Genomic DNA, 22,697 nt, shown 5'->3' with positions numbered 1-22,697 from the left:
TATATTGGTTGAGATCCAATGTGTTAGTCGGCCGGCACCCAGGAGGGCCTGCGCTTCTCCTTGAACGCGGTGATGCCCTCCTGGCCCTCCGGTCCGCCGAAGTGCTGCGCCGACAGCTTGAGCATGTCCGCGAAGACCTCGCCGAGGTTCGTGGACCGTTCCTGCTGGAGCATCTCCTTGGTGGCGGCGAGGGCGTTGGGTGCGCCGAGCGCGAGCATGTCGGTGTAGCGGCGGACCTCGGCGTCGACGCCGTCGACCGGGACCGCGGAGTTGAGCAGGCCGATCTCCTTGGCGCGCTGGGCGTCGAACGCCTCGCCGGTCAGGAACAGCTCGTGGGCCTGGCGGGGGAGCAGGCGCGGCAGCACGGTCACCGAGATGACCGCGGGCACGACACCGATCCTGACCTCGCTGAACGCGAACGTCGCCTCGTTCGCCGCAACTGATATGTCGCATGCCGCGACGATGCCGACGCCACCTGCGCGCGCCGGCCCCTTGAGCGCGGCGACGACCGGCTTCGGGCTGGTCCAGAGCTGCTCGAGGATCGCGGGGAACTCGTTGACGCCCTGGTCTCCCGCGCTCGCGCCGGCGGCCTCCTTGAGGTCCATGCCGGAGCAGAACACGGAGCCCGTGTGGGTCAGCACGACCACGCGCACCTGGTCGTCCGCCGCTGCCTGGCTCAGGTGCTCCTTGAGCTCCCGGCGCAGCTGCGCGGACAGGGCGTTGCGGTTGTGGGGAGAGTCCAGCGTGATCGTCGCGATGCCACGCTGCACCTCGTAGTGGACCAGCTCGTCTGCCATGTCGCTGACCTTAGCTGTGGGAGTGGTTGACAGCATGCTGTCACTTATGACAGTCTACTGTCATGACAACGCAGACGGTGTACCTGGCTCTGGTCGACGGCCTTTCGGACTGGGAGTACGGCCACGCGGCCGCGCAGATCAACATCCAGGCGTTCCAGCAGCAGCCGGGGCGTTACGAGATCAAGACCGTGGCTGAGTCGCTGGACCCGGTGCGCACGGCGGGTGGCGTGCGGATGCTGCCGGACGTGACTGTGGCGGACGTTTCGCTGGACGACGCCGCGATGCTGCTGCTGATCGGCAGCGACTCGTGGGAGGCGGGTGCGAACGCAGCGCTGGGTCAGCTGGCGCGGCGGTTCCGCGAGGCGGGTAAGCCGGTGGCGGCGATCTGCGGCGCGACGATCGGGCTGGCGCGCGAGGGTCTGCTGGACGACGTCAAGCACACGTCGAACTTCAACGGCGAGCTCGGCACGTACGGCGGTTCGGCGCTGTACCAGGAAACTCGGGTCGTGCGGGACCGCGGCGTGATCACGGCGGGCGGCGCGAGCTCGCTGGAGTGGACGCGCGAGATCCTGTTCGAACTGGAGACCTCCCGGCCGACCACCGTCGACGCCTGGTACGAGTTGTACCGCGAGGACAGCATGGCGGCGTTCGAGAGGCTGATGGCGAGTGTCCAGGACTGAGGCGGGCGACGTGCTGACCGACGTCGTGATGAGGACTTTCCGCTTGTACGGAGCGTTTCTCGACGCGGCCGAGGTCATGACGAAGCCGGTAGGCCTGACCGCGGCGTGGTGGCAGGTGCTGGGCGCGGTGCTGCGCGAGCCGTTGTCGGTCTCCGGCATCGCCCGCGAGATGGGCCTGGCGCGTCAGTCGGTGCAGCGGATCGCGGATCTGTTGGTGGACAAGGGTTTGGCGGAGTACCTGCCAAACCCGGCCCACGCCCGCGCGAAGCTGGTCCGGCCCACCGCCGAAGGCTATGCGGCCATCGCGCGACTGCGGGACGCGCAGCACGAGTTCGCGAATCGTGTCAGTGCGCAGGTCCCTTTGGAGGACCTGCGCACGACGCTCGAAACGATGACCAAACTGATCGCGGCTATTCAGTGATGCCCGGCAGGGGTTGGGGCATCACGGGGGTCAGCCGATGGTCGTGGTCGTCAGCACCGGGTTCGGGTCCGGATAACCCTTCGAGGCCGCGTCGATCGGGAACCCGAAGACCACGACGACGGCGGTGAAGGTGAGACCGGGCGCGTCGTAGCTGGTGCCACCGAGCTTGGCCTCGATGGTCCCGGTGCCACCGGCCTGCAGGTTGATCGTCACGGTCGGCAGCTCGAAGTCGGCGCCACCCTTGATCGGCCCGGGCACGCTGAGCACGACGTCGTTGCCCTGCAAGGCAACCGTCGGCGTGCTACCCAGTCCAGAGCCGCCGGACAGCGACGCGGAGGTGAACTTCGAGTTGGCGGGCACCGGCAGCTTCAGCGCGAGACCCTTGATCTCGCGGACCTGCCGGTCCGCCGCCTCGGACGGAATCTTGTTCGGCGCGGGGTCGATGACAACGGCGACGGCCCCGTTGGGCGCGACGTTCGCCGGCGCCGACGCGTCAACCCCTTGGTCGAGCGTGAAGTCCGACGACTGCCCAGCGGCACTGGCCCTGAGCTTGTAGGTGATGTTCTGCGGTGCTGCTGACGCGTTGGTGGTGAACATCAGCATCGGTACCAGTACGAGTGATGCGATTCCGGCTAGCTTCATGACCTCTCCCCGATGAGTGGACGAGGGGCACTTCCAGCACGCGGCGTAATCACCTGACTACTCATGAGTAGGTTTCACGTCAACAGTTCACAGTTCACATCGCCCGAACGGCGCTGCACATTCGATCTTGTGGCGGCGAGCCGGCTGGGGCGTCGCGCGCAACAGCGGTTGGGCTCAAATGTGCTAGGTTTTGCCCATAGCTTCTGCCACTAGGTGGAGGAAGTAAGCCCAGGTGCGCGTCCGGACGGTCGCTGCCTGGGCTTCGCGCTTTCTAGGCCTGACCGAGGTCGACAACGGCGCCGATGACCGGAGCGATGCGCCGCTTCCACTCGCTGCCGGCGCCGTGGCACCACGCGATCGCGTCGCTGACCCACAGCGCGGGCTCGGCTGACGAGTGGATGTGTTCGTACACCAGGCCGGCGTCGCGAGCCTTGGTGCGGGTACCGATGACCAGCCGGTCACGACCGTTGGCCACGGGGTCTCGCGAGTCGAGCACCAGCCTGGTGACGCCGACGCCGATGGCGTCTTCGACCAACAGCGCCAGGAGCTTCGATCGAACGCGTTCGCTGTTCCCCCGCGCGGTGTAGATGTTCACGACGAAGTCACCGGCTGCCAGCCGATCGGCGATCAGCTTGCGCCGGATTGGCTTCTCGGTCTTGAAGTGCGCGCGCAGGGAGCCGGGAGCAGCAAGCCGCGCATCATCGAGCGAGTGGAGTGCAACGCGTTCGGGGAGATCTGGACGGCTGCCATGAGGTAGCCACCCCGTTCCGACTCGTCGACGAACATATGCATCCAAACAGGATCTCAGGTGCCACCGACAAATCCCGTTCGGGTGATCAGGCTGCGGGACGCGCTGATCAGCGACAGTGGTGGGCATGAGCGATCTGCGTGATCTCACCGCCCGCCTGGAGCGGCTCGAGGCCGAACTGGACCTGCGCGAGCTGGCGCACCAGTACTGCATCGCCGCGGACCATCGCGACCTGGACCTGTGGCGGACCGTCTGGACCGCCGACGCGGTGTGGGAGACCGGCCTCGACCCGACCACGTCCACACCGGGATCGACGCCATCTGCGCGGCCGTTCAGCAGCAGTGGCAGGCGTTCCCGCTCATGCAGCACGGCACGGTCAACCACGTCGTCGACCTCGGCCCGGACGGTGCCACCGGGCGCAGCGACATGATCGTCCACGTGCAGATCGAGGCCGGGTGGATCACCGGCGGTGGCACGTACGTCGACCGGTACCGCGTCGAGGGCGGCAAGTGGCGGATTGCGCGACGGACCGTGGTCCGGCCGTTCGACCTCGGCCCGCTGCCGGAGTGGGCGCCGTCAGACGACCGCTAGGCAGCCAGAGTCTGACGCGCCAACGCCTCGTCGTACCGGTCCAGCACGAGCTGCGCGACCTCGACGTCGTCACCCAACGGCTGCGCCACGACCGCGACGCCGGCCAGCGACGCGACCTTGTCCGGCAACAACCCCGGCGCGAGGAACCACGACGCCACAGCGATCCGCTTGGCCCCACGAGCCCTCAACCGTTCAACAGCCGTAGGCACGTCAGGCGACGCCATCGAGGCGAAAGCCGCCTCCACCCCGGCCCAGCCCGACTCACGAGCCCACCGCCGGGCGACGCGCGCCACGGCCTCGTTGGCCGGACCGTGCGACGACCCGGCGCCGGCCAGCACCACGCCCAAAGACCGGTCGCCAAAATCAATCCCAGCTTCGGAGAGCCGCCGCAAAGCCGCCGACTCCAGCCGCGGGTCGGGCCCGAGCACGTCGGAGACCACCGCAGGCACGCGTGACTCGGCAACAGCGGCGGGCACGTCGACCCGCGCGTGGAAAGCCTTGCCCAGCAACAAAGGCACGACCACGGCGGGCCCGCGCAACACGTCGCTCAACCGGGGCGCGCACAGGTCCAGGAAGCAGCCGCGCACGTCCAGATCGGGCCGCAACGACCGCACCACGTCCAACAACGAGTGGATCGACGCGGCCGACCGCGGATCACGGCTGCCGTGCGCGACGGCGACAAGAGAAGTCACAGCGCTCCCGTCAATCCACGAGCCCGCAGCACCGCCCGCTCCAACGGCCGGAACAGCAGCAGCTCGATCCCGATACCCACCAACAGGATCAGGAAGATCGCCGCGATCACCATGTTGATGTCGTTCAACGAAGACCCGTTGTGCAGGTACTGCCCGAGCCCGGTGCCCAGCTGAGGCGAGGTCGCGATGATCTCCGCGGCCATCAGCGACCGCCACGAGAACGCCCAGCCCTGCTTGAGACCGGCCAGATACCCAGGCAGAGCCGCGGGCAACAGGATGTGCCGAGCCGAAGCCAGCCGACCGGCCCCGAGAGCACGCCCAACACGCGGCAGCAGCGGCGGGATCTGGTCGATGCCGGCCACCAGACCGTTGGCGATCGAGGGCACGGATCCCATCAGCACCACGAAGTAGATCGTGGAAGGCGTCACGCCGAACCACAGGATCGCGGCAGGAACCCAGGCCACCGAAGGAAGTGACTGCAGGCCGGTCAGCAACGACCCGATCCCCGCGCGCACCACCCGCACCTTGGCGACCAGCAAGCCCAGCGGCGTCGCGATCAGGACCGCCGCGATGAACCCGAACACCGCGCGGTGCAACGAGGTCCACAGGATGCTGAACGCCTCGCCAGTGCTGACCGAGCGCACGACCTCGTCCCACACGTTGACCGGGGCGGGCAGGCGGAACTCCGGCAGGATCGCCGAAGCCCACAACGCCTGCCACACGCCCAGAAGCAGTGCGAACGCGATGATCGGTGGCACGCCCGTTTTCAGGAAACGGCGCCACAGCGGCGGCTTGTGCGCCTCTACGGGCACATCGAGCGCGTCGAGGCCGGCGCCGACCTTGTCGAGCGTGTCAGACGGCGTGGCCACTGATGACCTCTCGCAGATGGGTGTTGATCTCGCTGAGCACCGTGTCGGAGGAGTCCGTGACGTCCCACTCGCGCACCACACGGCCGGGGCGCGAGGACAGCAGCACGACGCGCTGGCCGAGGCGCACGGCCTCGCGGACGTCGTGAGTCACGAAGATGATCGCGGTGTTCGTGGTCTCCCACACGCGCAGCAGTTCGCTCTGCAGCACGTCACGCGTGATGGCGTCCAACGCCGCGAACGGCTCGTCCATCAGCAGCAGAGCGGGAGCGCCGTCCGAGGACACGGTGGTGGACGCCAGCGCGCGAGCCAGAGCCACGCGCTGACGCATACCACCGGACAGCTCGTGCGGACGCTTGTCCGCGACGTCACCGAGCCGCACGAGTTCCAACAGCTCCAGCGCACGACGCTTGCGCGCCAACCGGCCGACGCCCGCGAAGCGCAGCGCCAGTTCGACGTTGCGGGCAGCGGTGAGCCACGGCATCAAAGCGGGCTCCTGGAACATCACGGCCGGCCGCGACGTGTTGAGCTGCAGCTGACCCGACGTCGCGGCGTCCAGGCCGGCGACGATGTTCAGCAGCGTGCTCTTGCCACAGCCGGAAGCGCCGAGAAGGCACACGAACTCTCCGGGCTTGACCTTCAGGTCGACCCCGTCGAGCGCCACCACAGCCGAGTTGCCGTGGCCGAACACCTTGCGGACGCCGGCCAGTTCGACAGCGGTATCCACAGTGGACAGAACAGTGGTCTCAAGCGTGGCGGTCATGGTCGTGTGCCTTCCCCTCGGCTACTTCTTGTCCAGTCCGGCTGCTTGCACCTGCGGCTTGCCCTGTGCCTGAAGAACCTTGTTCAGCAACGTGAAGTCGGCGTACCCGGCGACGTTCGCGGCCTCCTTGGCCACGCCGGCGGTCACGGCGTCCTTCGCCAGCTGCGGGAACTGCTTGGCCTGCGCGTCGGTCGTGAGCTCGATGTTGTCCCACGCGGCGTCGAGCACCTTGTCGCCGAGCTTCTTGGACGTGAGCTTCTCCAGCGCGGCGTTCACTGTCTTCTTGGCCTCGTCCTTGTTGGCCTTGGCCCAGTCGATCGCGGCGACGTGGCCCTTGAGCACGGCCTCGACGGTCTCCGGGTGCTCCTGCAGGAACTTCGTCCGCACGATGATCACCGTGGTCGGGAACTGCCCGCCCTCCCACAGCTCCTTCTCGTCGATCAGCACCTTCGCGCCGGCCTCCGCCACGATCCGGGCCGACCACGGCTGCGGACCCCACACGGCCTGGATGTCGCCCTTCTTGAACAGGTCGAGTGACGCGGCGTTGTCCACGTTCGTCACCGTGACCTGGCCGGTGAGACCCTTCTCCGCCAGGAACTTCTTCAGCGACACGTCCTGCGTGTTGCCGAGCTGCGGCGTCGCGATCGTCTTGCCCTTGAGGTCCTCGATCGAGTTGATCTCGGGCTTCGTCACGAGCTGCGCGCCACCGGACGTGGCACCGGCGATGAGCTTGACGGCCTCGCCCTTGGACTTCGAGTAGGCGTTGATGGCGGGACCGGAGCCGATGTAGGCGATGTCGAGAGACTCACCGAGGAGCGCGTTCACCTCGTCTGGGCCCGCGTTGAACGTCTGCGTCGTGAGCTTGGTGGAGCCGAGCTCTTTCTTGAAGAGCTCCTTCTCCACGCCGATCAACGCGGCGGCGTGCGTGACGTTCGGGAAGTAGCCGACTCGGACCTCGGCCGCGGCGCCCTTCGACTGGGCGGCTGCGGGAGTGTCGCTGGAACCGGCACGGCTGCAACCGGAAAGCGCTGTCAGGGCAACGAGTGCGATGGCAACGGCGGGCTTGAGGTTCACGGCAGGAAAGCCTTTCAGGGACCGGGGGACACGAGGGCGTGGGTGTCGGGGGCAGCGATTTCGCTACCCCCGGTACAGCTCTCCACGCCGTCCTCAAGCAGCGGCAGCGGAGCCCCGACCAGTCCGGCGGCGAGCGTGGAGCCGTCGCTCGCGTCGATCACCAGGAAGGACCCGGTGCGCCGGCTGAAGCTGTAGTCGTCCAGCGGTACTTCCTCCGCGAGGCGCAGCGCCACGCGGCCGATCTCGTTGAGCTCCAACGAAGCCGGGCTGTCCACACTGGACAGCGTCTGCTCGTCGAAGCGGTCGCGCAGGTCGGTGACCATCGCCTGCACGGTGCGCGTGCCGTGCTTGACGAGGACTCTGGCGCCGGGTCGCAGCGGCTTCTCCGCGAGCCAGCAGAGGGTGGCGTCGAGCTCGTCGGTGACCTTGGGCTCGTTGCCCGCCACCGAGATCAGGTCGCCGCGGGAGATGTCGATGTCGTCCGCCAGCAGCAACGTCACGGACTGGCCGGCCGCCGCCTCCGCCAGTTCGCCGTCCGCCGTGTCGATCTTCGTGACCTTCGAGCGACGGCCCGACGGCAGCACCACGATCTCGTCGCCCGGCTTGATCGTGCCCGCGGCGACCAGACCGGCGTAACCGCGGTAGTCCAGGTGCTCGGCGGTGCGCGGGCGGATGACGTACTGCACCGGGAACCGGAACGGCGCGTCGTGCGGGTCGGGCTCGACCGGCACGTTCTCCAGGTGCTCCAACAGGGTCGGCCCGGAGTACCACGGCGTGTTCGCGGACTTCTCCACGACGTTGTCGCCGGCCAGCGCGGACACCGGGATCTCGACGACGGCGTCCTCGGTGTAGCCGAGGGCGGTCGCGTGCGCCGTGAACTCCTTGGCGATGCGGGAGAACGTCACCTCGTCGTAGTCCACGAGGTCGATCTTGTTGACCGCGAGGACGAGCCGCGGCACACCGAGCAGCGCGAGGACCGCGGCGTGGCGGCGGGTCTGCTCGATGACGCCCTTGCGCGCGTCGACCAGCAGCACCGCCAGCTGTGCCGTGGAGGCGCCGGTGACCGTGTTGCGGGTGTACTGCACGTGGCCGGGGGTGTCCGCGAGGACGAACGACCGCTTCGGCGTCGCGAAGTACCGGTACGCCACGTCGATCGTGATGCCCTGCTCGCGTTCCGAGCGCAGGCCGTCGACCAGCAGCGACAGATCCGGAGTCGCGAGACCGCGGTCGGCGCTCGCGCGGTGCACCGCGTCGAGCGTGTCCGCGAGCACGGACTTGGTGTCGTAGAGCAACCTGCCGACGAGCGTGGACTTCCCGTCGTCCACACTGCCTGCGGTAGCCAACCTCAACAGGTCGCTCATTTAGAAGTAACCCTCCCGCTTGCGGTCTTCCATGGCGGCCTCGGACAACCGGTCGTCGGCCCGCGTGGCGCCGCGCTCGGTCAGTCGTGACGCGGCGACCTCGGCGATCACCGCGTGGATGTCGGCGGCGTCGGACTCGACGGCGCCCGTGCAGGAGCCGTCACCGACCGTGCGGTAGCGAACCACCTTGCGCTGCAACGTTTCGCCCTCACGCGCCGTGCCCCACGGGCCTTCGGCGAGCCACATGCCGTCGCGCAGGAACACCTCGCGCTCGTGCGAGTAGTAGATGTCCGGCAGCTCGATGCCCTCGCGCTCGATGTAGTTCCACACGTCGAGCTCGGTCCAGTTCGACAACGGGAACACGCGGACGTGCTCACCGGCGCGATGCCGGCCGTTGTAGAGGTTCCACAGCTCCGGGCGCTGGCGCTTCGGGTCCCACTGCCCGAACGCCGTGCGCAGGCTGAAGATCCGCTCCTTGGCCCGAGCGCGTTCCTCGTCCCTGCGGCCGCCGCCGAACACCGCGTCGAACTTGTGCTGCGTGATGGAGTCCAGCAGCGGCACGGTCTGCAGCGGGTTGCGCGTGCCGTCCGGACGCTCTTCGAGGCGGCCGTCGTCGATCCAGTCCTGGACCTTCGCGACCTCCAGGCGCAGACCGTGTTGTGCCACAACGCGGTCGCGGAACTCGATGACCTCGTCGAAGTTGTGCCCGGTGTCGACGTGCAGCAGCGGGAACGGCACCGGCGCCGGGTAGAACGCCTTGATCGCGAGGTGCAGCAGCAGCGTCGAGTCCTTGCCGCCGGAGAAGAGGATCACCGGCCGGTCGAACTCGCCCGCCACCTCGCGGAAGATGTGAATCGCCTCCGATTCGAGGCGTCCCAACGTATCCAGAGCCAGTGTCATCCGTGCAACCCACATTCCGTCTTCGACTGACCGGCCCAACGGCCGCTGCGCGCGTCCTGGCCCGGCAGCGGCTTCGCGGTGCACGGCAGGCAGCCGATCGAGGGATAACCCTCCTGCACCAGCAAGTTCTCCAGGATGCCCTTCTCGCGGATGTAGGCGTTGAACTCGTCGTCGCTCCACGGCGCGATCGGGTTGATCTTCACCAGCCCGTTGCGCTCGTCCCACTGCACGATCGGCGTGTTCGCGCGGGTGGGCGCGTCCACGCGACGAACGCCGGTGACCCACGCGTCGTACTTCGCGAGCTCACGGCGCAGCGGTACGACCTTGCGCAGGTTGCAGCACTTCGCCGGATCCGACTGGTACAGCAGGCCGAACTCGCGTTCCTGATCCTCGACCGACTGCTCGGCCTCGGCGTTCACGATCCGCACGTCCGGATAGACCACGCCGACCGCGTCACGCACGCCGATGGTCTCCGGGAAGTGGTAGCCCGTCTGCAGGAACAGCACGTCGAAGTTCGGCTTCACCTTGGCGGCGAGGTCGATCAGCACGGCGTCCTGCATGTTCGAGGCGACGATGTAGCTGTCGCCGAACGTCCTCGCGGTCCACTCCAGCGCCTCGATCGCGGAAGCGTTTGCCAGCTCCTCTTGCGCGGCTTCGGCGACGATCCTGAGGTCTTCCTTGAGATCGCTCACTTCTTCACCTCCTGCGGCAGGTTGAGTCCGACGAACGAGACCTTGAAGACGCGGCGGCATCCGGTGCACAGCCACGCGTAGCTGGGTTCCTCCTGCGGCCGGAGGTCCTCGTCGCCGCAGTAGGGGCAGTAGAACGGCGTCGCGCGTTCGCTCATCGCAGCGACCCCTCTTCCGCGCGGGCGACCCACTGGGCGAAGCGCTCGTCGTCCTCGCGCTGCGCCACGAAGTTCCGCACGACCCGCTCGACGTACTCGGGCAGCTCGGCCGCGGTGACCTTGTGCCCGCGCAGCTTCCGGCCGAACCCGGCGTCGAGGCCGAGACCGCCGCCGAGGTGCACCTGAAAGCCCTCGACCTGGTTGCCCTGCTCGTCCGTGACGATCTGACCCTTCAGCCCGATGTCCGCGGTCTGGATGCGGGCACAGGAGTTGGGGCAGCCGTTGATGTGCACGGTGATCGGCGCCGTGACGCCGTCGACGATGTCCTTGAGGTTGGCTTCGAGCTGCGTGACGAGCTCGTTGGCGCGGGCCTTGGTCTCGACGATCGCGAGCTTGCAGAACTCGATGCCGGTGCAGGCCATGATGCCGCGCCGCCACGGCGACGGGTCGACCTGCAGGCCCAGCTTGGCGAGGTCGCTCTTGAGCGTCGGGATCTCGGCCTCTGGCACGTCCAGCACGATGATCTTCTGCTGCGGCGTGAAGCGGACGCGGTTCGAGCCGGCCCGTTCGGCGAACTTCGCCACCTCGACGAGGATCGAGCCCGACACGCGGCCCGCGACGGGCGCGGCGCCGACGTAGAACAGGCCGTCCTTCTGCTTGTGCACGCCGATGTGGTCGAGCTGCTGGTCGAGCGTCTCCGGCGCCGGGCCGTCGATCATCTTGCGCTTGAGGTACTCGTCCTCGACGACCTGGCGGAACTTCTCCGGGCCCCAGTCGGCGACGAGGAACTTGATGCGCGCGCGGTGCCGCAGACGGCGGTAGCCGTAGTCGCGGAAGACGCTGATGACGGCTTCCCACACGTCCGGGACCTCGTCGAGCGGCACCCAGGCGCCGAGACGCTTGCCCAGCATGGGGTTCGTGGACAGGCCGCCGCCGACCCAGAGGTCGAAGCCGGGGCCGTGCTCGGGGTGGTTCACGCCGACGAACGCGATGTCGTGGATCTCGTGGGCGACGTCCTGCAGCCCGGAGATGGCGGTCTTGAACTTGCGCGGCAGGTTCGAGAAGCGCGGGTCGCCGATGTAGCGCTCGAGGATCGTGTCGATCGCCGGCTGGCCGTTGATGATCTCGTCCTCGGAGATGCCCGCGACCGGCGAGCCGAGGATGACGCGCGGGCTGTCGCCACACGCCTCCATCGTGGTGAGGCCGACCGCTTCGAGCTTCTGCCAGATCGTGGGAACGTCCTCGACCCGGATCCAGTGGTACTGGATGTTCTGCCGGTCGGTGATGTCCGCGGTGTCGCGTGCATAGGTCTGCGAGATCTCGCCGAGGACCGTCAGCTGCTCCGTGGTGAGCGCACCGCCGTCGCTGCGCACGCGCATCATGAAGAACTCGTCGTCCAGCTCTTCGGGCTCCAACGTGGCCGTGCGGCCGCCGTCGATCCCGGGCTTGCGCTGGGTGTAGAGGCCGTACCAGCGGAACCGCCCGCGCAGGTCAGCCGGGTCGATCGAGTCGAAACCGCGGTGGGCGTAGATGTTCTCGATGCGGGCGCGGACGTTGAGCGGGTTGTCGTCCTTCTTGCTCCGCTCGTTGGGGTTCAGCGGCTCTCGGTAACCGAGCGCCCACTGCCCCTCGCCGCGACGCTGCTTGGCTCGCGGTGACGTCTGCGGCGGGACCATCGCCATCCTCCGGGGTTTCGAGGCGCTTCGTGCGCATGCGAGCCCAGAGGTGCTTGTGGTGGGGGCCTCGTCAGCGCACCAAGCGCCGACGGGAACAAATCAGCGCGCGGTTATGCCGAACGACGGCACATCGCGCTGGAGACACGACGGAAGTCGACGTGGCGCCGGGCCACGAGGCGAACTCCAGTCGAATGCATGCGACCAGTGTGCCTGGCGTCCAGAGCATGGTCCACCGCCAACCGCATGGTGGGATTGACGAGGCGAAGTTGACATCCTAGGCTGATTTCACTCCGTAATACTTCTGTCACCGACAGATACATCCCCTGGCTGTGCACCGCCGTTCGGGCTGTGTAGGGGACACTTGGCCCCATGCCCTCCGCTTTGCCCGAAGGCGAGCCCGCGCCCGCCGACGGAACGTTGCCCGCTTCCGCTCTGGCCGGTGTCGGTTCCCGCCCGTTCGGCATCTACGTGCACGTGCCGTTCTGCGCGACCCGCTGCGGCTACTGCGACTTCAACACCTACACGCCCGGTGAGCTGGGCACGTCCGCCTCGCCCGAGTCGTGGCTGGAGGGTCTGCGCCGCGAGCTCGACCTGGCTGCCGGTGTTCTTGGTGGCGGCGTGCCGGCCTCGACCGTCTTCGTAGGAGGCGGCACTCCGTCGCTGCTGGGCGCCTCGGGCCTGACTGATGTGTTGGATGCGATATATCAGTCGTTCGGCCTGGCTCCCGGCGCCGAGGTGACGACGGAGTCGAACCCGGAGTCGACGTCACCTGAGTTTTTTGCCGGTATCCGTGCCGCCGGCTACACGCGCGTGTCGCTGGGCATGCAGTCGGCCGCGCGGCACGTCCTGGCTGTTCTGGACCGCAAGCACACGCCCGGCCGCGCCCTGGACGCCGCGCGCGAGGCCCAGGCCGCGGGCTTCGAGCACGTGAACCTGGACCTCATCTATGGCACACCGGGGGAGCGCCCCTCGGATCTGGCCGAATCTCTGGACGCCGTGCTGTCCTCCGGCGTCGACCACGTCTCCGCCTACGCGCTGATCGTGGAGGACGGCACCGGCCTGGCCCGCCGCATCCGCCGCGGCGACCTCCCGATGCCCGACGACGACGTGCTGGCCTCGTCCTACGAGATGGTCGACTCGACGCTTTCGGGCGCGGGCTTCTCCTGGTACGAGGTCTCGAACTGGGCGACTTCTCCTGAGGCGCAGTGCCAGCACAACGTCCTGTACTGGAAGGGCTCCGACTGGTGGGGTTTCGGGCCCGGCGCCCACAGCCACGTCGGCGGCGTCCGGTTCTGGAACGTCAAGCACCCGGCGCGCTACTCGGCCCTGCTCGCCGAGGGCAAGTCGCCGGCGGCCGGGCGCGAGGTGCTGTCCGCGGAGGACCAGCGGGTCGAGCGGGTGCTGCTGGAGTTGCGCCTGGCCGAAGGGCTGCCGACCGATGTATTGGATACCGCGGGTCGTGAGGAGGCGAAGCAGGCGATCGCGGACGGGTTGCTCGAACCGTTCGACGACCGATGTGTGCTGACTGATCGCGGCCGACTGCTGGCCGACGCCGTGGTGCGCCGCCTGCTGCCTTAACGGGCGCGCAGGTCGTGCTGGCTGTGCGTCTCGGTGATGACCTGCCCGTTCTTCTCGTAGGTCACCAGCCCCCACCACAGCCCGTCGTCCCGCCGGGCCTCCTCCCAGACCACCGTGCCGCGCCACCACTCGTCGTCGCTGTGCACCAGGCACGGCTTGCCGGGCGCCGGTGGTGGTTCGCCGTCCCTCACCACTGACAGGTGTCTGCGCCTGTCCTCGTCCATGGTTTGGACCCTAGCGACCACCACCGACAATTCCGCTAGGGCTGTTCCGGTCCAGGTCGGGGGACCTTCACGTTGCCGTAGACGTCCCACCCCTCGGAGATCCGCTTGTAGTAGGTGTCAGCCCGCCCGGCGTCGCTGACCCAGTCGAACTCGCCCTTTCCCGGCGGCGTGGGATAGGTCCGCACCGCGTCGGCCATCAGCTTCGACTCGTCGAGCCCAGCCCAGATCGTCCGAGCCAGCTCGACCGACGGCGTCCGCAGGTACAGCCGGTACCCGAAGTACGCCTTGGCGATCGAGCGGTGCAGCTTGGCGGAGATCACCGTGCGTTCGAAGTACGCCTTCAGCTGCGCGTAGTCCGCGGGCTTCAGGAACCTCCGGACGGCCTCGACGTCCGCGAGCGACTTCTCGGCCAAGCGCACGCCGTGGTTCTTCTCGGTCACCACGTCGTCCAAATAGGACTGCACCATCAGGTTGCCCGGCGTGACCCAGCCGCGGTCCAGGACGTAGGGCGTCTCGTTGCGCAGGATCGGGTCGAGCTTGCAGTGCGGTGGCGCGAGGGTGTTCACGACGTCGATCCAGTAGTGGTAGCTCTTGTTGACGCCGTGTTTGACGTGCGCGACGGGTGGGTCGATCCACTTGCCCGACACGCTGCGGTGGTAGCCGGGGCAGTACGGGTCGTAGTTCAGGCGGGAGTGGTCGCCGCTGTTGTTGCCCAGCGTGTAGAGGACCGACTCGACGATCTCCTGCGAGCGGGCCAGCGCCTGGGCCACGCGCGGTGCGGCGAGCACTCCGTACTTGCGGCGCGCGAACTCCTGGTAGATCTGGGAGTTCGTCAGCTGCGGGGCGCGGTGCAGTGCCCACAGGTTCACTTCTGTTGGTGTGCCGACGATGTGGGAGTCCTGGAAGCGGTCGCCGCGGGCCACGTAGCCGATCACGTTGGGCAGCTTGCGGTAGTGCCGCAGGCGATCGGCGTGGTCGGAGACGAACGCGCCGGCCATCTTGCCCTGGCCGTTGTACTCGCCGGTCGCGTCGTACTCGATGAGCACGGGCCGTTCGATGCGCGGCACGGTGACGTCGATCGGGTGCGTGAGGAAGAAGTCGTGCGGCTGGGCCTTCGCCATCACGCGGATGCCCTGGTTCTGCACGAGGTCTACCGCGCGGAGGACGTTGTTCATTTCCTCCGGGAAGTACGCGAACGTGCGCACGTACAGCAGCTTGTTGCGCTCATCCGTCACCGACGCGACCTGGTCGACCAAGTACGCCAGCTTCTCCTCGGCGGTCTTCAGGCGGGTCGAGTGCTGGCGTTCCACGCGGGCGCCGGTCTCGATGAAGGTCAGGATCACCGAGTCGATGTTGGGCAGGAGGTCGAGCATCGCGCGGTAGTCGGCCTTGAACCACTCCCAGAACGCCGGGTTGTCCAGGTCGATCGTGCCGTTCGGGCCGGTGCGGAACTCGGCGGGGTAGTAGGTCAGGGAGTAGAGGGCGTGGTCCCAGACCGCGACCTCCTTGATGCCCGCCGCGTGTGCCTGGTCGGTGAGGCGGACCGCGCGTTGTCTGCGGGACTCGGACTCCTTGAGCTGGCGCAGGTGGTGGATGACGTCGTGGGACAGCTGGAGGTGGTTGATCCGGTAGTCCTTGGCGGCGGCGATGGTCCGTTCGTTGCCAGGATCGTTGTTGGACAACAACGTCCAACCGCGGATGTCTTCGGGTTTGGCCTCAGCGATGCCTGCCGGCGACAGCAACGCCATCGCCAGCAGGGCACAGACAAGCTTCTTCATGGACGCGGCACCTTGATGTTCGAGTAGCGGTCCCAGCCCTCGGAGAACCGCTTGTAGTAGAGATCGGCCTGGTTGGCGTCGATCACCCAGTTCCACTCCCCGGTCGGCGGTGCCGGGTACGCCCTCACTTGTGCGGCGAGAGGTTGTGCTTCGTCGAGGCCCTCCCAGACGGTGCGGGCGAGGTCGGCGGACGGTTCCTTGACGTAGATCCGGTAGGCGAAGTAGGCCTTGGCGATGGCACGGTGCAGCCTCGCGGTCAGCACGGTGCGTTCGAAGTACGCCTTCAGTTGCGCGTAGTCGTTGGGGCGCAACAGCTTCCGCACGTGCTCGACGTCGCGCAACGACGCTTCGGCGAGCTTCACGCCGTGGTTCTTCTCGGTGATGATGTCGTTGAGGTACGGCAGCGTCATGTGATTGCCCGGGGTGACCCAGCCGCGATCGAGCACGTAACCGGCCTCGCGGCGCAGGATGCCGTCGGTCTTGCAGTGCGGCGGCGCAAGGTGGTTCACCACGTCGATCCAGTAGTGGAAGCGCTTGTTCACGCCGTGCCGCACGTAGGTGGTGGGGTCGTCGACCCACTTGCCGGACACGCTGCGGTGGTAGCTGGAGCAGTACGGGTCGTAGTCCAGCCGCGAGTGGTTCGCGTTGTTGTTGCCCAACGTGTAGAGCGTCGAGGTGACGATCTCCGGCGAACGCGCGAGCGCCCGTGCGACCAAAGGCGCGGCGAGCAGTCCGTACTTGCGGGCGGCGAACTCCAGGTAGATCTGCGAGTTCGAGGCACCTTCGGAGGCCCGCTTCAGCGCGAACAGGTTGATCTCGGTGGGCGTGTTGGTGATGCGCGACTCGGCGTAGCGGTCGGTGCGGGCGACGTAGCCGATGACGTTGGGGAGCTTGCGGTAGTGCCGGAGCCGGTCGGCGTGCTCGGCGACGAGCGCGTTCGCGATCTTGCCCTGGCCGTTGTACTCGCCGGTGGTGTCGTACTCGATGAGCACGGGCCGTTCGATGCGCGGCACGGTGACGTCGATCGGGTGCGTGAGGAAGAAGTCGTGCGGCTGGGCCTTGGCCATCACGCGGATGCGCTTGTTCTGCACGCGGTCGATCGCGCCGATCGTGCGTTCCATCTCGGCGGGGTAGTAGCCGAACGTGCGCAGGTACAGCAGCATGCCGCGTTCGTCGATCACGGAAGCGACCTGGTCGACCAGGTAGGCGAGCTTCTCCTCGGCGGTCTTGAGCTTGGTCGAGTGCTGGTTCTCGACGCGGGCGCCGGTCTCGATGAACGTCAGGATGATCGAGTCGACGTCCGGGACCAGGTCGAGCATCTGCCGGTAGTCGCTCTTGAACCAGGTCCAGAACGCCGGGTTGTCGAGGTCGATCGTGCCGTTCGGGCCGGTGCGGAACTCGGCGGGGTAGTAGGTGAGGTTGTAGAGGGCGTGGTCCCAGGCGGCGACCTCCTTGATGCCCGACGAGTGGGCCAGGGAGGTGAGCCGGTTCACCTGGGCCTGCCGGCGGGGGTCGCGGACCTCCTGCAGGTCGTGCACGACCTCGTGGGACAGCTGCAGGTGGTTGACCTTGTACTTCTTCGCGGAGGCGATCACCTCGTCGGCACCCGCGTCGCTGTCGGACAGGATCGTCCAGCCGCGGATGCTGTTCCGGCTCGAACCATCCGCCAGCGCGGCACCGGGCGGAGCGAGCAGTGTCACTCCCAGGAGCAGGCACAACAATCTGAGACATCTGGTTCTGGGCAATGCGCGCACCCCTCACTAGACCGGGGCGACGGCGCCTCTACCCAACGGTTTGGTTGAGTGGTCAGTCAAGAGAACCGGCGAGTTCTGCGGTGTTTACATCGCCAGGACCAGGCAGGAAATCGGCTGGGTAAACTCGGGAGCAGTGGACACGGAGGTGAACAGCGGTGAACGCCGATGAGCGTCGGTTCGAGGTGCTGCGCGCCATCGTTGCCGACTACGTGTCCAACCAGGAGCCCGTCGGGTCGAAAGCGCTGGTCGAACGGCACAACCTGGGTGTGTCGAGCGCGACCGTGCGCAACGACATGGCGGCACTGGAGGACGAGGGCTACATCGCCCAGCCGCACACGTCCGCCGGCCGCGTGCCGACGGACAAGGGCTACCGGCTCTTCGTCGACAAGCTGAGTGAGATCAAGCCGCTCTCGCAGGCGGAGAAGCGGGCCATCCGCAGCTTCCTCGACGGGGCGCTCGACCTCGACGACGTGATGCGCCGCAGCGTGCGGTTGCTCGCGCAGCTCACCCGGCAGGTCGCGGTGATCCAGGTGCCGACCCTGTCGCGCGCGGCCGTGCGGCACCTCGAAGTGCTGCCGATCACGCCGTCGCGGCTGATGCTGGTGCTGATCACCGACACCGGTCGCGTCGACCAGCGCATCGTCGAGATGGGCGACGTGATCAGCGAAGAGGACACGGCGCTGCTGCGCGGCATGCTGAACCAGGCCATGGCCGGTCAGCGCCTGACCGACGCCTCGGTCAGGGTCGCCGAGCTGCCCGACGAGGTGCGGCAGGACCTGCGCGACCCGATGCTGCGGGTCGCGACGGTGCTGATCGAGACGCTGGTCGAGCACCCGGAGGAACGGCTGGTGCTCGGGGGCACCGCGAACCTCACCCGCAACGTCGCCGACTTCCCCGGCTCGCTCCGGCAGGTGCTGGAGGCGCTGGAGGAACAGGTGATCGTGCTCAAGCTGCTCGCCGCCTCCCGCGACCCCGGTCGCGTGCTGGTGCGCATCGGCGAGGAGAACGAGGCGGCTGAGATGCGCAGCACTTCAGTGGTGTCCATCGGCTACGGCAGCCGTGACAATCCGCTGGGCGGCCTCGGCGTCGTCGGACCCACTCGCATGGACTACCCCGGAACCATGGCGGCCGTCCGCGCGGTCGCCAACTACGTCGGTGAGATTCTGACCGGTCGTTGACCAGAAACTTCTTGCACTTGAGATGAACACGAAAGCGAACAAGGTGGCCAGGGATTACTACGGCATCCTCGGTGTCTCGCAGAACGCGACACAGGATGAGATCAAGCGCGCCTATCGCAAGCTCGCCAGGCAGCTGCACCCGGATGTCAATCCCAGCGAGGAAGCTCGCTTCAAGGAGGTGACGGCCGCCTACGAGGTGCTGTCGAACCCCGAGAAGCGCCGCGTCGTCGACCTGGGCGGCGACCCGCTCGACTCGAGCGGTGGTGGCCGCGCGGGCGGTGACCCGTTCGCGGGCTTCGGCCTCGGCGACATCATGGACGCCTTCTTCGGCGCCTCGACCGGCGGCGGCCGCGGTCCGCGCAGCCGCGTGCAGCCGGGCTCCGACGCGTTGATCCGGCTCGACATGACGCTGGAGGAGTGCGCGGCGGGCGCGACGCGTGAGCTGACCGTCGACACCGCGATCCTCTGCGACCGCTGCCACGGCAGCGGCGCGAACGGCGACTCCAAGCCGATCCGCTGCGACACGTGCAACGGCCGCGGCGAGGTCCAGTCCGTGCAGCGCTCGTTCCTCGGCCAGGTCGTGACGTCCCGCCCGTGCCCGGTGTGCCGCGGCTTCGGCGAGATCATCCCCGACCCGTGCCAGCAGTGCGCCGGCGACGGCCGCACGCGCTCGCGCCGCACCATCTCCGTGAACATCCCCGCCGGCGTCGCCGAGGGCATGCGCGTGCGCCTCGCGGGCCAGGGCGAGGTGGGCCCCGGCGGCGGCCCGGCCGGCGACCTCTACGTCGAGGTCGAGGAGCACCCGCACGACATCTTCGAACGCGACGGCGCCGACCTGCACTGCGTGGTCCAGATCCCGATGACGACGGCCGCCCTGGGCGCCACGTTGCCGTTGAAGACCCTGGACGGCGAGGAAGAACTGCAGATCGACCCCGGCACGCAGCCGAACACGCAGCTCGTGATGACGGGCCGCGGCATGCCGAAGCTGCGTTCCACCGGCCGCGTCGACGGTCGAGGCGACCTGCACGTGCACCTCGAAGTCGTCGTGCCCACGAAGCTCGACGCCGCGCAGGCCTCACTGCTGCGCGACCTGGCCGAGATGCGCGGCGAGAGCGAGCCTTCGTTGTCCCACAACGGCAAGGGCGGCGGCGGCCTGTTCTCCCGCCTGCGCGCCTCGCGCGGCAACCGGTGACCCTGCCGGTCTTCCTCGTCCCGGCGCTGCCGCCGGGCGAGGAGTTCGTGCTGGACGGCCCGGAAGGCCGCCACGCCGCGACGGTCCGGCGCCTGCGCGTGGGCGAGGAACTCGTGCTGTCCGACGGTTCTGGCGTCTTGGTGCGTTGTTCCGTGGTCGCGGTCGAGCGGGATGCGTTGTCTCTGCGCGTGCTTGAGCGTTCTGTCGAGCCTGAACCCTCGCCACGTGTCGTGCTAGCGCAGGCGTTGGTGAAGGGCGACCGCGGCGAGCTCGCCGTCGAGCTGGCCACAGAGGCCGGTGTGGACGGTGTGGTGCCGTGGCGCGCGTCCCGGTGCGTGGCGAAGTGGGAGGACGGCCCGCGAGGCGCGAAAGCGTTGGGGCGGTGGCGTTCCACAGTTCGTGAGGCAGCGAAGCAGGCCCGTCGCGCACGGGTCCCTTTCGTCGACGAACCGGTGAGCACTCCTCAACTTGCTTCGCGCGTGTCGTCGTCGGCGCTGACCCTCGTGTTGCACGAGAGCGCTACCGACCGACTGTCCGACGTCCCGTTGCCGGAATCCGGGGACGTGCTGCTCGTCGTCGGTCCCGAAGGCGGGATCACGCCCGAGGAACTCGACGCGTTGCGATCTTCGGGGGCCCGCGTGGTCCGATTGGGCCCAACTGTTCTGCGTGCTTCTACCGCTGCGGCAGTTGCTCTTGGTGCGCTCGGAGTGCTCACCTCACGCTGGTGACCCCAGTCACTTCCCAGGTGAACATCGGATGGATTGGCTTGACGCAAGTTGTAGCGAACCGCAGGCCTGTGGGGTTACCCTTGGTCGCAGAGGGGTTGATTGGTCTATCCGGAAACGGAGTAGACGATTAGGCCCTTCTGACCAAAGGACTCGCCGGACACCTCCCCCCTCGGTCCGGCGTCGGCGCCTCGCGGCGAAGCGACCCCCAGGCTTCGGACCGCGAGGCGCCCCTTTTGGGTTTTGGTCTGGCTGCTCGGCGCTTCGCGCCTTCGCTGCCTGACCCAAAAGCGTGTTTTTGGGGGCCGAGCCCCCAAACCCCAGCCGGGCGGCTTCGCCCCCGGACCCCCGGCCGGCTCGCCTTCGGCGTTGCGGCCCACCTATCTCGGACCCCCGGCGGGCTCGTCTTCGGCGTTGCGGCCCACCTATCTCGGGCTACCGGGCGGCTTGCCTTCGGCGTCGCGGACTGACTACCCATCCCGGATCCCGGCTGGCTCGCCTTCGCCATCGCTGTTTACCTGTTGCGGGCCACCAGTTGTGGCCAAGCCGTTGCGTGCTTTGTGTTGGGAACTCCTACTACTCAGGGGTCCGACAAGATCGGGTGCGTCGCGTAGGTTCTGGCGTGTGCAGCGGATTGCTTATGGGGAGCACCCCAGCCAGTTTGGTGAGCTTTATTTGCCTGACGGGGTTGCTGAGGGTGCTGTTGTCGTCATTCACGGTGGCTTTTGGCATCAGCGGTACGGGTTGGAGCTCGGGCGGCCGCTTGCCGATGTGCTTGTGAAGGACGGGTTTGCTGTTTGGAACGTCGAGTATCGGCGTGTTGGTGGTGACGGTGGGTGGCCGGTTACTGGACAGGACGTGTTGGCCGCGATTGAGGCGGTCGACATCGGGCCCGTTGTGACGCTTGGACACAGTGCTGGAGGGCATCTCGCTGTGTGGGCGGCCAAGCACAGTGCGCGAGTGGTCGGAGCTGTGGCTCAGGCCGGGGTGCTGGATTTCACACAGCACATCACGGCCAGGGCGTTGGAGTTGTGTTCGGAGGAGCAGTTCGCGGAAGCCTCGCCGGCTGCGCTCGTGCCCATTGGCAAGCCGGTGATCTGCGTTCACGGTGATCTTGACGAGGACGTTCCCGTTGAGCAGTCGGTCGGGTTCTGTGCTGTGGAGCCGGGGGCGGAGCTTGTCGTGGTGGAGGGGGCCGGGCACATGGACATGATCACGCCGGGCACCGAGTCTTGGGAGCGGTGCCGGGAGGCCGTCGTTCGGCTTGCGCGCGGCTGCTAGAAAGGGCCGGTGCCGAAGGTTGTCGACCACGAGGAACGTCGCCGCGAACTGGCCGAGGCCGTGTGGCGGATCGTGCAGCGGGACGGGATCGACCACGCGTCGGTGCGCGCTGTTGCGGCCGAGTCGGGGTGGTCGAGCGGGTCGTTGCGCCACTACTTCCCGACACAGGACTCGTTGCTGGGCTTTGCGATGGAGCTCGCGTACCGGCGGTTCATCGCGCGGCTGGAGCGGCTTGACGCCTCGGTCGGCAACCGGGAGCTGTTGAGGGCCTTCGCGCACGAGATGCTGGCGCTGGACGAAGAACGCCGGGTTGAGGCGGCGGTGCTGTTGTCGTTCTTGCCGCGGGCGATGGTGGAGCCGTCGTTGCACGAGTTGGAGCGCTACGGCACGCGTGAGTTGTACGGGGAGATCGCGCGTATTCTCACCGCCGCGCAGGAGGCGGGGGAGGTGCGGGACGGGATCGTGCCCATCAAGGCGGCGCGGCGGTTCGTGGTGCTGATCGACGGGCTCAACATCCATCACGGGCTCGGGCCGGACGAGCTCACGGTCGACGACATGGTCGAGGCCGTCGACGAGCACCTGGACAGCCTGTTCCTCTAGCGTCGGGGGATGTCCTGTTTGTTCTGCCGGATCGTCGACGGTGAGATTCCCGCGACGATCGTGCACGAGACCAAGACGACGCTGGCGTTCCGCGACATCCACCCGAAGGCGCCGGTGCACGTGCTGCTCATCCCGCGCGAGCACGTGCCGAACGCCGTCGACCTCAACGGTGACCAGCTCGGCGACCTCTTCGCCGCCGCGAAGGAGGTCGCCGAGGCCGAGGGGGTGGCGGAGAGCGGGTACCGGCTGCTGTTCAACACCGGGCCGGACAGCGGGCAGGAGGTCTTCCACGCCCACCTGCACGTCCTCGGTGGCCGTCGTCTCTGAGC

General features: G+C 67.8%; 25 protein-coding genes and 1 pseudogene. 11 read left to right on the top strand and 15 right to left on the bottom strand.

What is annotated here, in order from left to right; all coding sequences use genetic code 11:
• Positions 1-23: 23 nt before the first annotated feature.
• Positions 24-797: an enoyl-CoA hydratase-related protein gene (locus LFM09_RS42435; RefSeq protein ID WP_414102282.1), complete on the bottom strand. Its 774-nt coding sequence runs from the start codon at positions 795-797 to the stop codon at positions 24-26.
• A 62-nt stretch (positions 798-859) separates the two neighbouring features.
• Between LFM09_RS42435 and LFM09_RS42430 the strand changes: the two genes are divergently transcribed.
• Positions 860-1,477: a DJ-1/PfpI family protein gene (locus tag LFM09_RS42430; RefSeq protein WP_414102281.1), complete on the top strand. Its 618-nt coding sequence runs from the start codon at positions 860-862 to the stop codon at positions 1,475-1,477.
• A 10-nt stretch (positions 1,478-1,487) separates the two neighbouring features.
• Positions 1,488-1,898 carry a MarR family winged helix-turn-helix transcriptional regulator gene (locus tag LFM09_RS42425; protein ID WP_414102280.1) on the top strand — a complete coding sequence of 137 codons (411 nt, stop codon included), beginning with the start codon at positions 1,488-1,490 and terminating at the stop codon, positions 1,896-1,898.
• Positions 1,899-1,928: 30 nt separating this feature from the next.
• On the opposite strand, the gene LFM09_RS42420 is transcribed toward LFM09_RS42425, so the two are convergent.
• Together LFM09_RS42420 and LFM09_RS42415 are read right to left on the bottom strand one after the other, a co-directional pair.
• Positions 1,929-2,540 carry a cyclase gene (locus tag LFM09_RS42420; RefSeq protein ID WP_414102279.1) on the bottom strand — a complete coding sequence of 204 codons (612 nt, stop codon included), beginning with the start codon at positions 2,538-2,540 and terminating at the stop codon, positions 1,929-1,931.
• Between the two features lie 271 nt (positions 2,541-2,811).
• Entirely contained in the window at positions 2,812-3,336 is a 525-nt protein-coding gene (locus LFM09_RS42415; protein ID WP_414102278.1) for a hypothetical protein, read from the bottom strand.
• A gap of 79 nt (positions 3,337-3,415) precedes the next feature.
• On the opposite strand from LFM09_RS42415, the pseudogene LFM09_RS42410 reads away from it, so the two are divergent.
• Positions 3,416-3,517 (top strand): annotated as a pseudogene (locus LFM09_RS42410) (hypothetical protein); the annotation flags it as partial.
• 11 nt (positions 3,518-3,528) lie between these two features.
• Positions 3,529-3,879 carry a nuclear transport factor 2 family protein gene (locus LFM09_RS42405; RefSeq protein ID WP_414102277.1) on the top strand — a complete coding sequence of 117 codons (351 nt, stop codon included), beginning with the start codon at positions 3,529-3,531 and terminating at the stop codon, positions 3,877-3,879.
• Here the strand turns inward: LFM09_RS42405 and LFM09_RS42400 are convergent.
• The 9 genes from LFM09_RS42400 to LFM09_RS42360 are packed head-to-tail and all read right to left on the bottom strand — an operon-like array spanning position 3,876 to position 12,058.
• The gene (locus LFM09_RS42400) at positions 3,876-4,571 is read right to left on the bottom strand and encodes a sirohydrochlorin chelatase (protein WP_414102276.1); all 696 of its coding nucleotides are present in this window, start codon (positions 4,569-4,571) and stop codon (positions 3,876-3,878) included. The genes LFM09_RS42405 and LFM09_RS42400 overlap by 4 nt on opposite strands.
• Positions 4,568-5,440: an ABC transporter permease gene (locus tag LFM09_RS42395; protein WP_414102275.1), complete on the bottom strand. Its 873-nt coding sequence runs from the start codon at positions 5,438-5,440 to the stop codon at positions 4,568-4,570. The genes LFM09_RS42400 and LFM09_RS42395 overlap by 4 nt, the downstream gene beginning before the upstream one ends.
• Positions 5,424-6,200: an ABC transporter ATP-binding protein gene (locus LFM09_RS42390; protein ID WP_414102274.1), complete on the bottom strand. Its 777-nt coding sequence runs from the start codon at positions 6,198-6,200 to the stop codon at positions 5,424-5,426. The genes LFM09_RS42395 and LFM09_RS42390 overlap by 17 nt, the downstream gene beginning before the upstream one ends.
• A gap of 21 nt (positions 6,201-6,221) precedes the next feature.
• On the bottom strand, positions 6,222-7,274 hold the full coding sequence (locus LFM09_RS42385; RefSeq protein WP_414102273.1) for an ABC transporter substrate-binding protein: 1,053 nt from the start codon (positions 7,272-7,274) through the stop codon (positions 6,222-6,224).
• 14 nt (positions 7,275-7,288) lie between these two features.
• The gene (locus LFM09_RS42380) at positions 7,289-8,635 is read right to left on the bottom strand and encodes a sulfate adenylyltransferase subunit 1 (protein WP_414102272.1); all 1,347 of its coding nucleotides are present in this window, start codon (positions 8,633-8,635) and stop codon (positions 7,289-7,291) included.
• Complete coding sequence (gene cysD, locus LFM09_RS42375) at positions 8,636-9,535, bottom strand: sulfate adenylyltransferase subunit CysD (RefSeq protein WP_363775727.1); 900 nt, start codon at positions 9,533-9,535, stop codon at positions 8,636-8,638.
• Positions 9,532-10,227, bottom strand: a complete 696-nt coding sequence (locus LFM09_RS42370; protein WP_414102271.1) for a phosphoadenylyl-sulfate reductase — start codon at positions 10,225-10,227, stop codon at positions 9,532-9,534. Before LFM09_RS42370 ends, cysD begins: the two co-directional genes overlap by 4 nt.
• Positions 10,224-10,382 (bottom strand): hypothetical protein, encoded by a 159-nt coding sequence (locus LFM09_RS42365; RefSeq protein ID WP_030472080.1) that lies wholly within the window; start codon positions 10,380-10,382, stop codon positions 10,224-10,226. The genes LFM09_RS42370 and LFM09_RS42365 overlap by 4 nt, the downstream gene beginning before the upstream one ends.
• On the bottom strand, positions 10,379-12,058 hold the full coding sequence (locus LFM09_RS42360; protein WP_414102270.1) for a nitrite/sulfite reductase: 1,680 nt from the start codon (positions 12,056-12,058) through the stop codon (positions 10,379-10,381). Before LFM09_RS42360 ends, LFM09_RS42365 begins: the two co-directional genes overlap by 4 nt.
• A 369-nt stretch (positions 12,059-12,427) precedes the next feature.
• On the opposite strand from LFM09_RS42360, the gene hemW reads away from it, so the two are divergent.
• Entirely contained in the window at positions 12,428-13,636 is a 1,209-nt protein-coding gene (gene hemW, locus LFM09_RS42355) for a radical SAM family heme chaperone HemW (protein ID WP_414102269.1), read from the top strand.
• On the opposite strand, the gene LFM09_RS42350 is transcribed toward hemW, so the two are convergent.
• From LFM09_RS42350 to LFM09_RS42340, 3 genes are read right to left on the bottom strand one after another with little or no spacing between them, the layout of a single operon-like run.
• Positions 13,633-13,860 (bottom strand): hypothetical protein, encoded by a 228-nt coding sequence (locus tag LFM09_RS42350; RefSeq protein ID WP_414102268.1) that lies wholly within the window; start codon positions 13,858-13,860, stop codon positions 13,633-13,635. The two genes, hemW and LFM09_RS42350, sit on opposite strands and share 4 nt — an antisense overlap.
• 35 nt (positions 13,861-13,895) lie before the next feature.
• Positions 13,896-15,638 carry a hypothetical protein gene (locus LFM09_RS42345; protein ID WP_414102267.1) on the bottom strand — a complete coding sequence of 581 codons (1,743 nt, stop codon included), beginning with the start codon at positions 15,636-15,638 and terminating at the stop codon, positions 13,896-13,898.
• Positions 15,635-17,338, bottom strand: coding sequence for a hypothetical protein (locus LFM09_RS42340; protein ID WP_414102266.1), 1,704 nt, complete (start codon positions 17,336-17,338; stop codon positions 15,635-15,637). Before LFM09_RS42340 ends, LFM09_RS42345 begins: the two co-directional genes overlap by 4 nt.
• Before the next feature lie 209 nt (positions 17,339-17,547).
• On the opposite strand from LFM09_RS42340, the gene hrcA reads away from it, so the two are divergent.
• From hrcA to LFM09_RS42310, 6 genes are all read left to right on the top strand, one after another.
• Positions 17,548-18,570, top strand: coding sequence for a heat-inducible transcriptional repressor HrcA (gene hrcA / locus LFM09_RS42335; RefSeq protein ID WP_414102265.1), 1,023 nt, complete (start codon positions 17,548-17,550; stop codon positions 18,568-18,570).
• Positions 18,571-18,613: 43 nt separating this feature from the next.
• Complete coding sequence (dnaJ, locus tag LFM09_RS42330; RefSeq protein ID WP_414102319.1) at positions 18,614-19,762, top strand: molecular chaperone DnaJ; 1,149 nt, start codon at positions 18,614-18,616, stop codon at positions 19,760-19,762.
• Entirely contained in the window at positions 19,759-20,490 is a 732-nt protein-coding gene (locus LFM09_RS42325; RefSeq protein ID WP_414102264.1) for a 16S rRNA (uracil(1498)-N(3))-methyltransferase, read from the top strand. The genes dnaJ and LFM09_RS42325 overlap by 4 nt, the downstream gene beginning before the upstream one ends.
• 621 nt (positions 20,491-21,111) lie before the next feature.
• Positions 21,112-21,768, top strand: a complete 657-nt coding sequence (locus tag LFM09_RS42320) for an alpha/beta hydrolase family protein (RefSeq protein ID WP_414102263.1) — start codon at positions 21,112-21,114, stop codon at positions 21,766-21,768.
• Positions 21,769-21,777: 9 nt separating this feature from the next.
• A complete protein-coding gene (locus LFM09_RS42315; protein WP_414102262.1) occupies positions 21,778-22,368 on the top strand; it encodes a TetR/AcrR family transcriptional regulator in 591 nt (196 codons plus the stop codon).
• Positions 22,369-22,377: 9 nt separating this feature from the next.
• Entirely contained in the window at positions 22,378-22,695 is a 318-nt protein-coding gene (locus tag LFM09_RS42310) for a histidine triad nucleotide-binding protein (protein ID WP_414102261.1), read from the top strand.
• Positions 22,696-22,697 lie beyond the last annotated feature (2 nt).

The organism is Lentzea alba (assembly GCF_047445655.1).
Classification (GTDB): domain Bacteria; phylum Actinomycetota; class Actinomycetes; order Mycobacteriales; family Pseudonocardiaceae; genus Lentzea; species Lentzea alba_A.
Note: the sequence above shows the minus strand (reverse complement) of the source record. Positions and strands in the feature narration are given on the sequence as shown.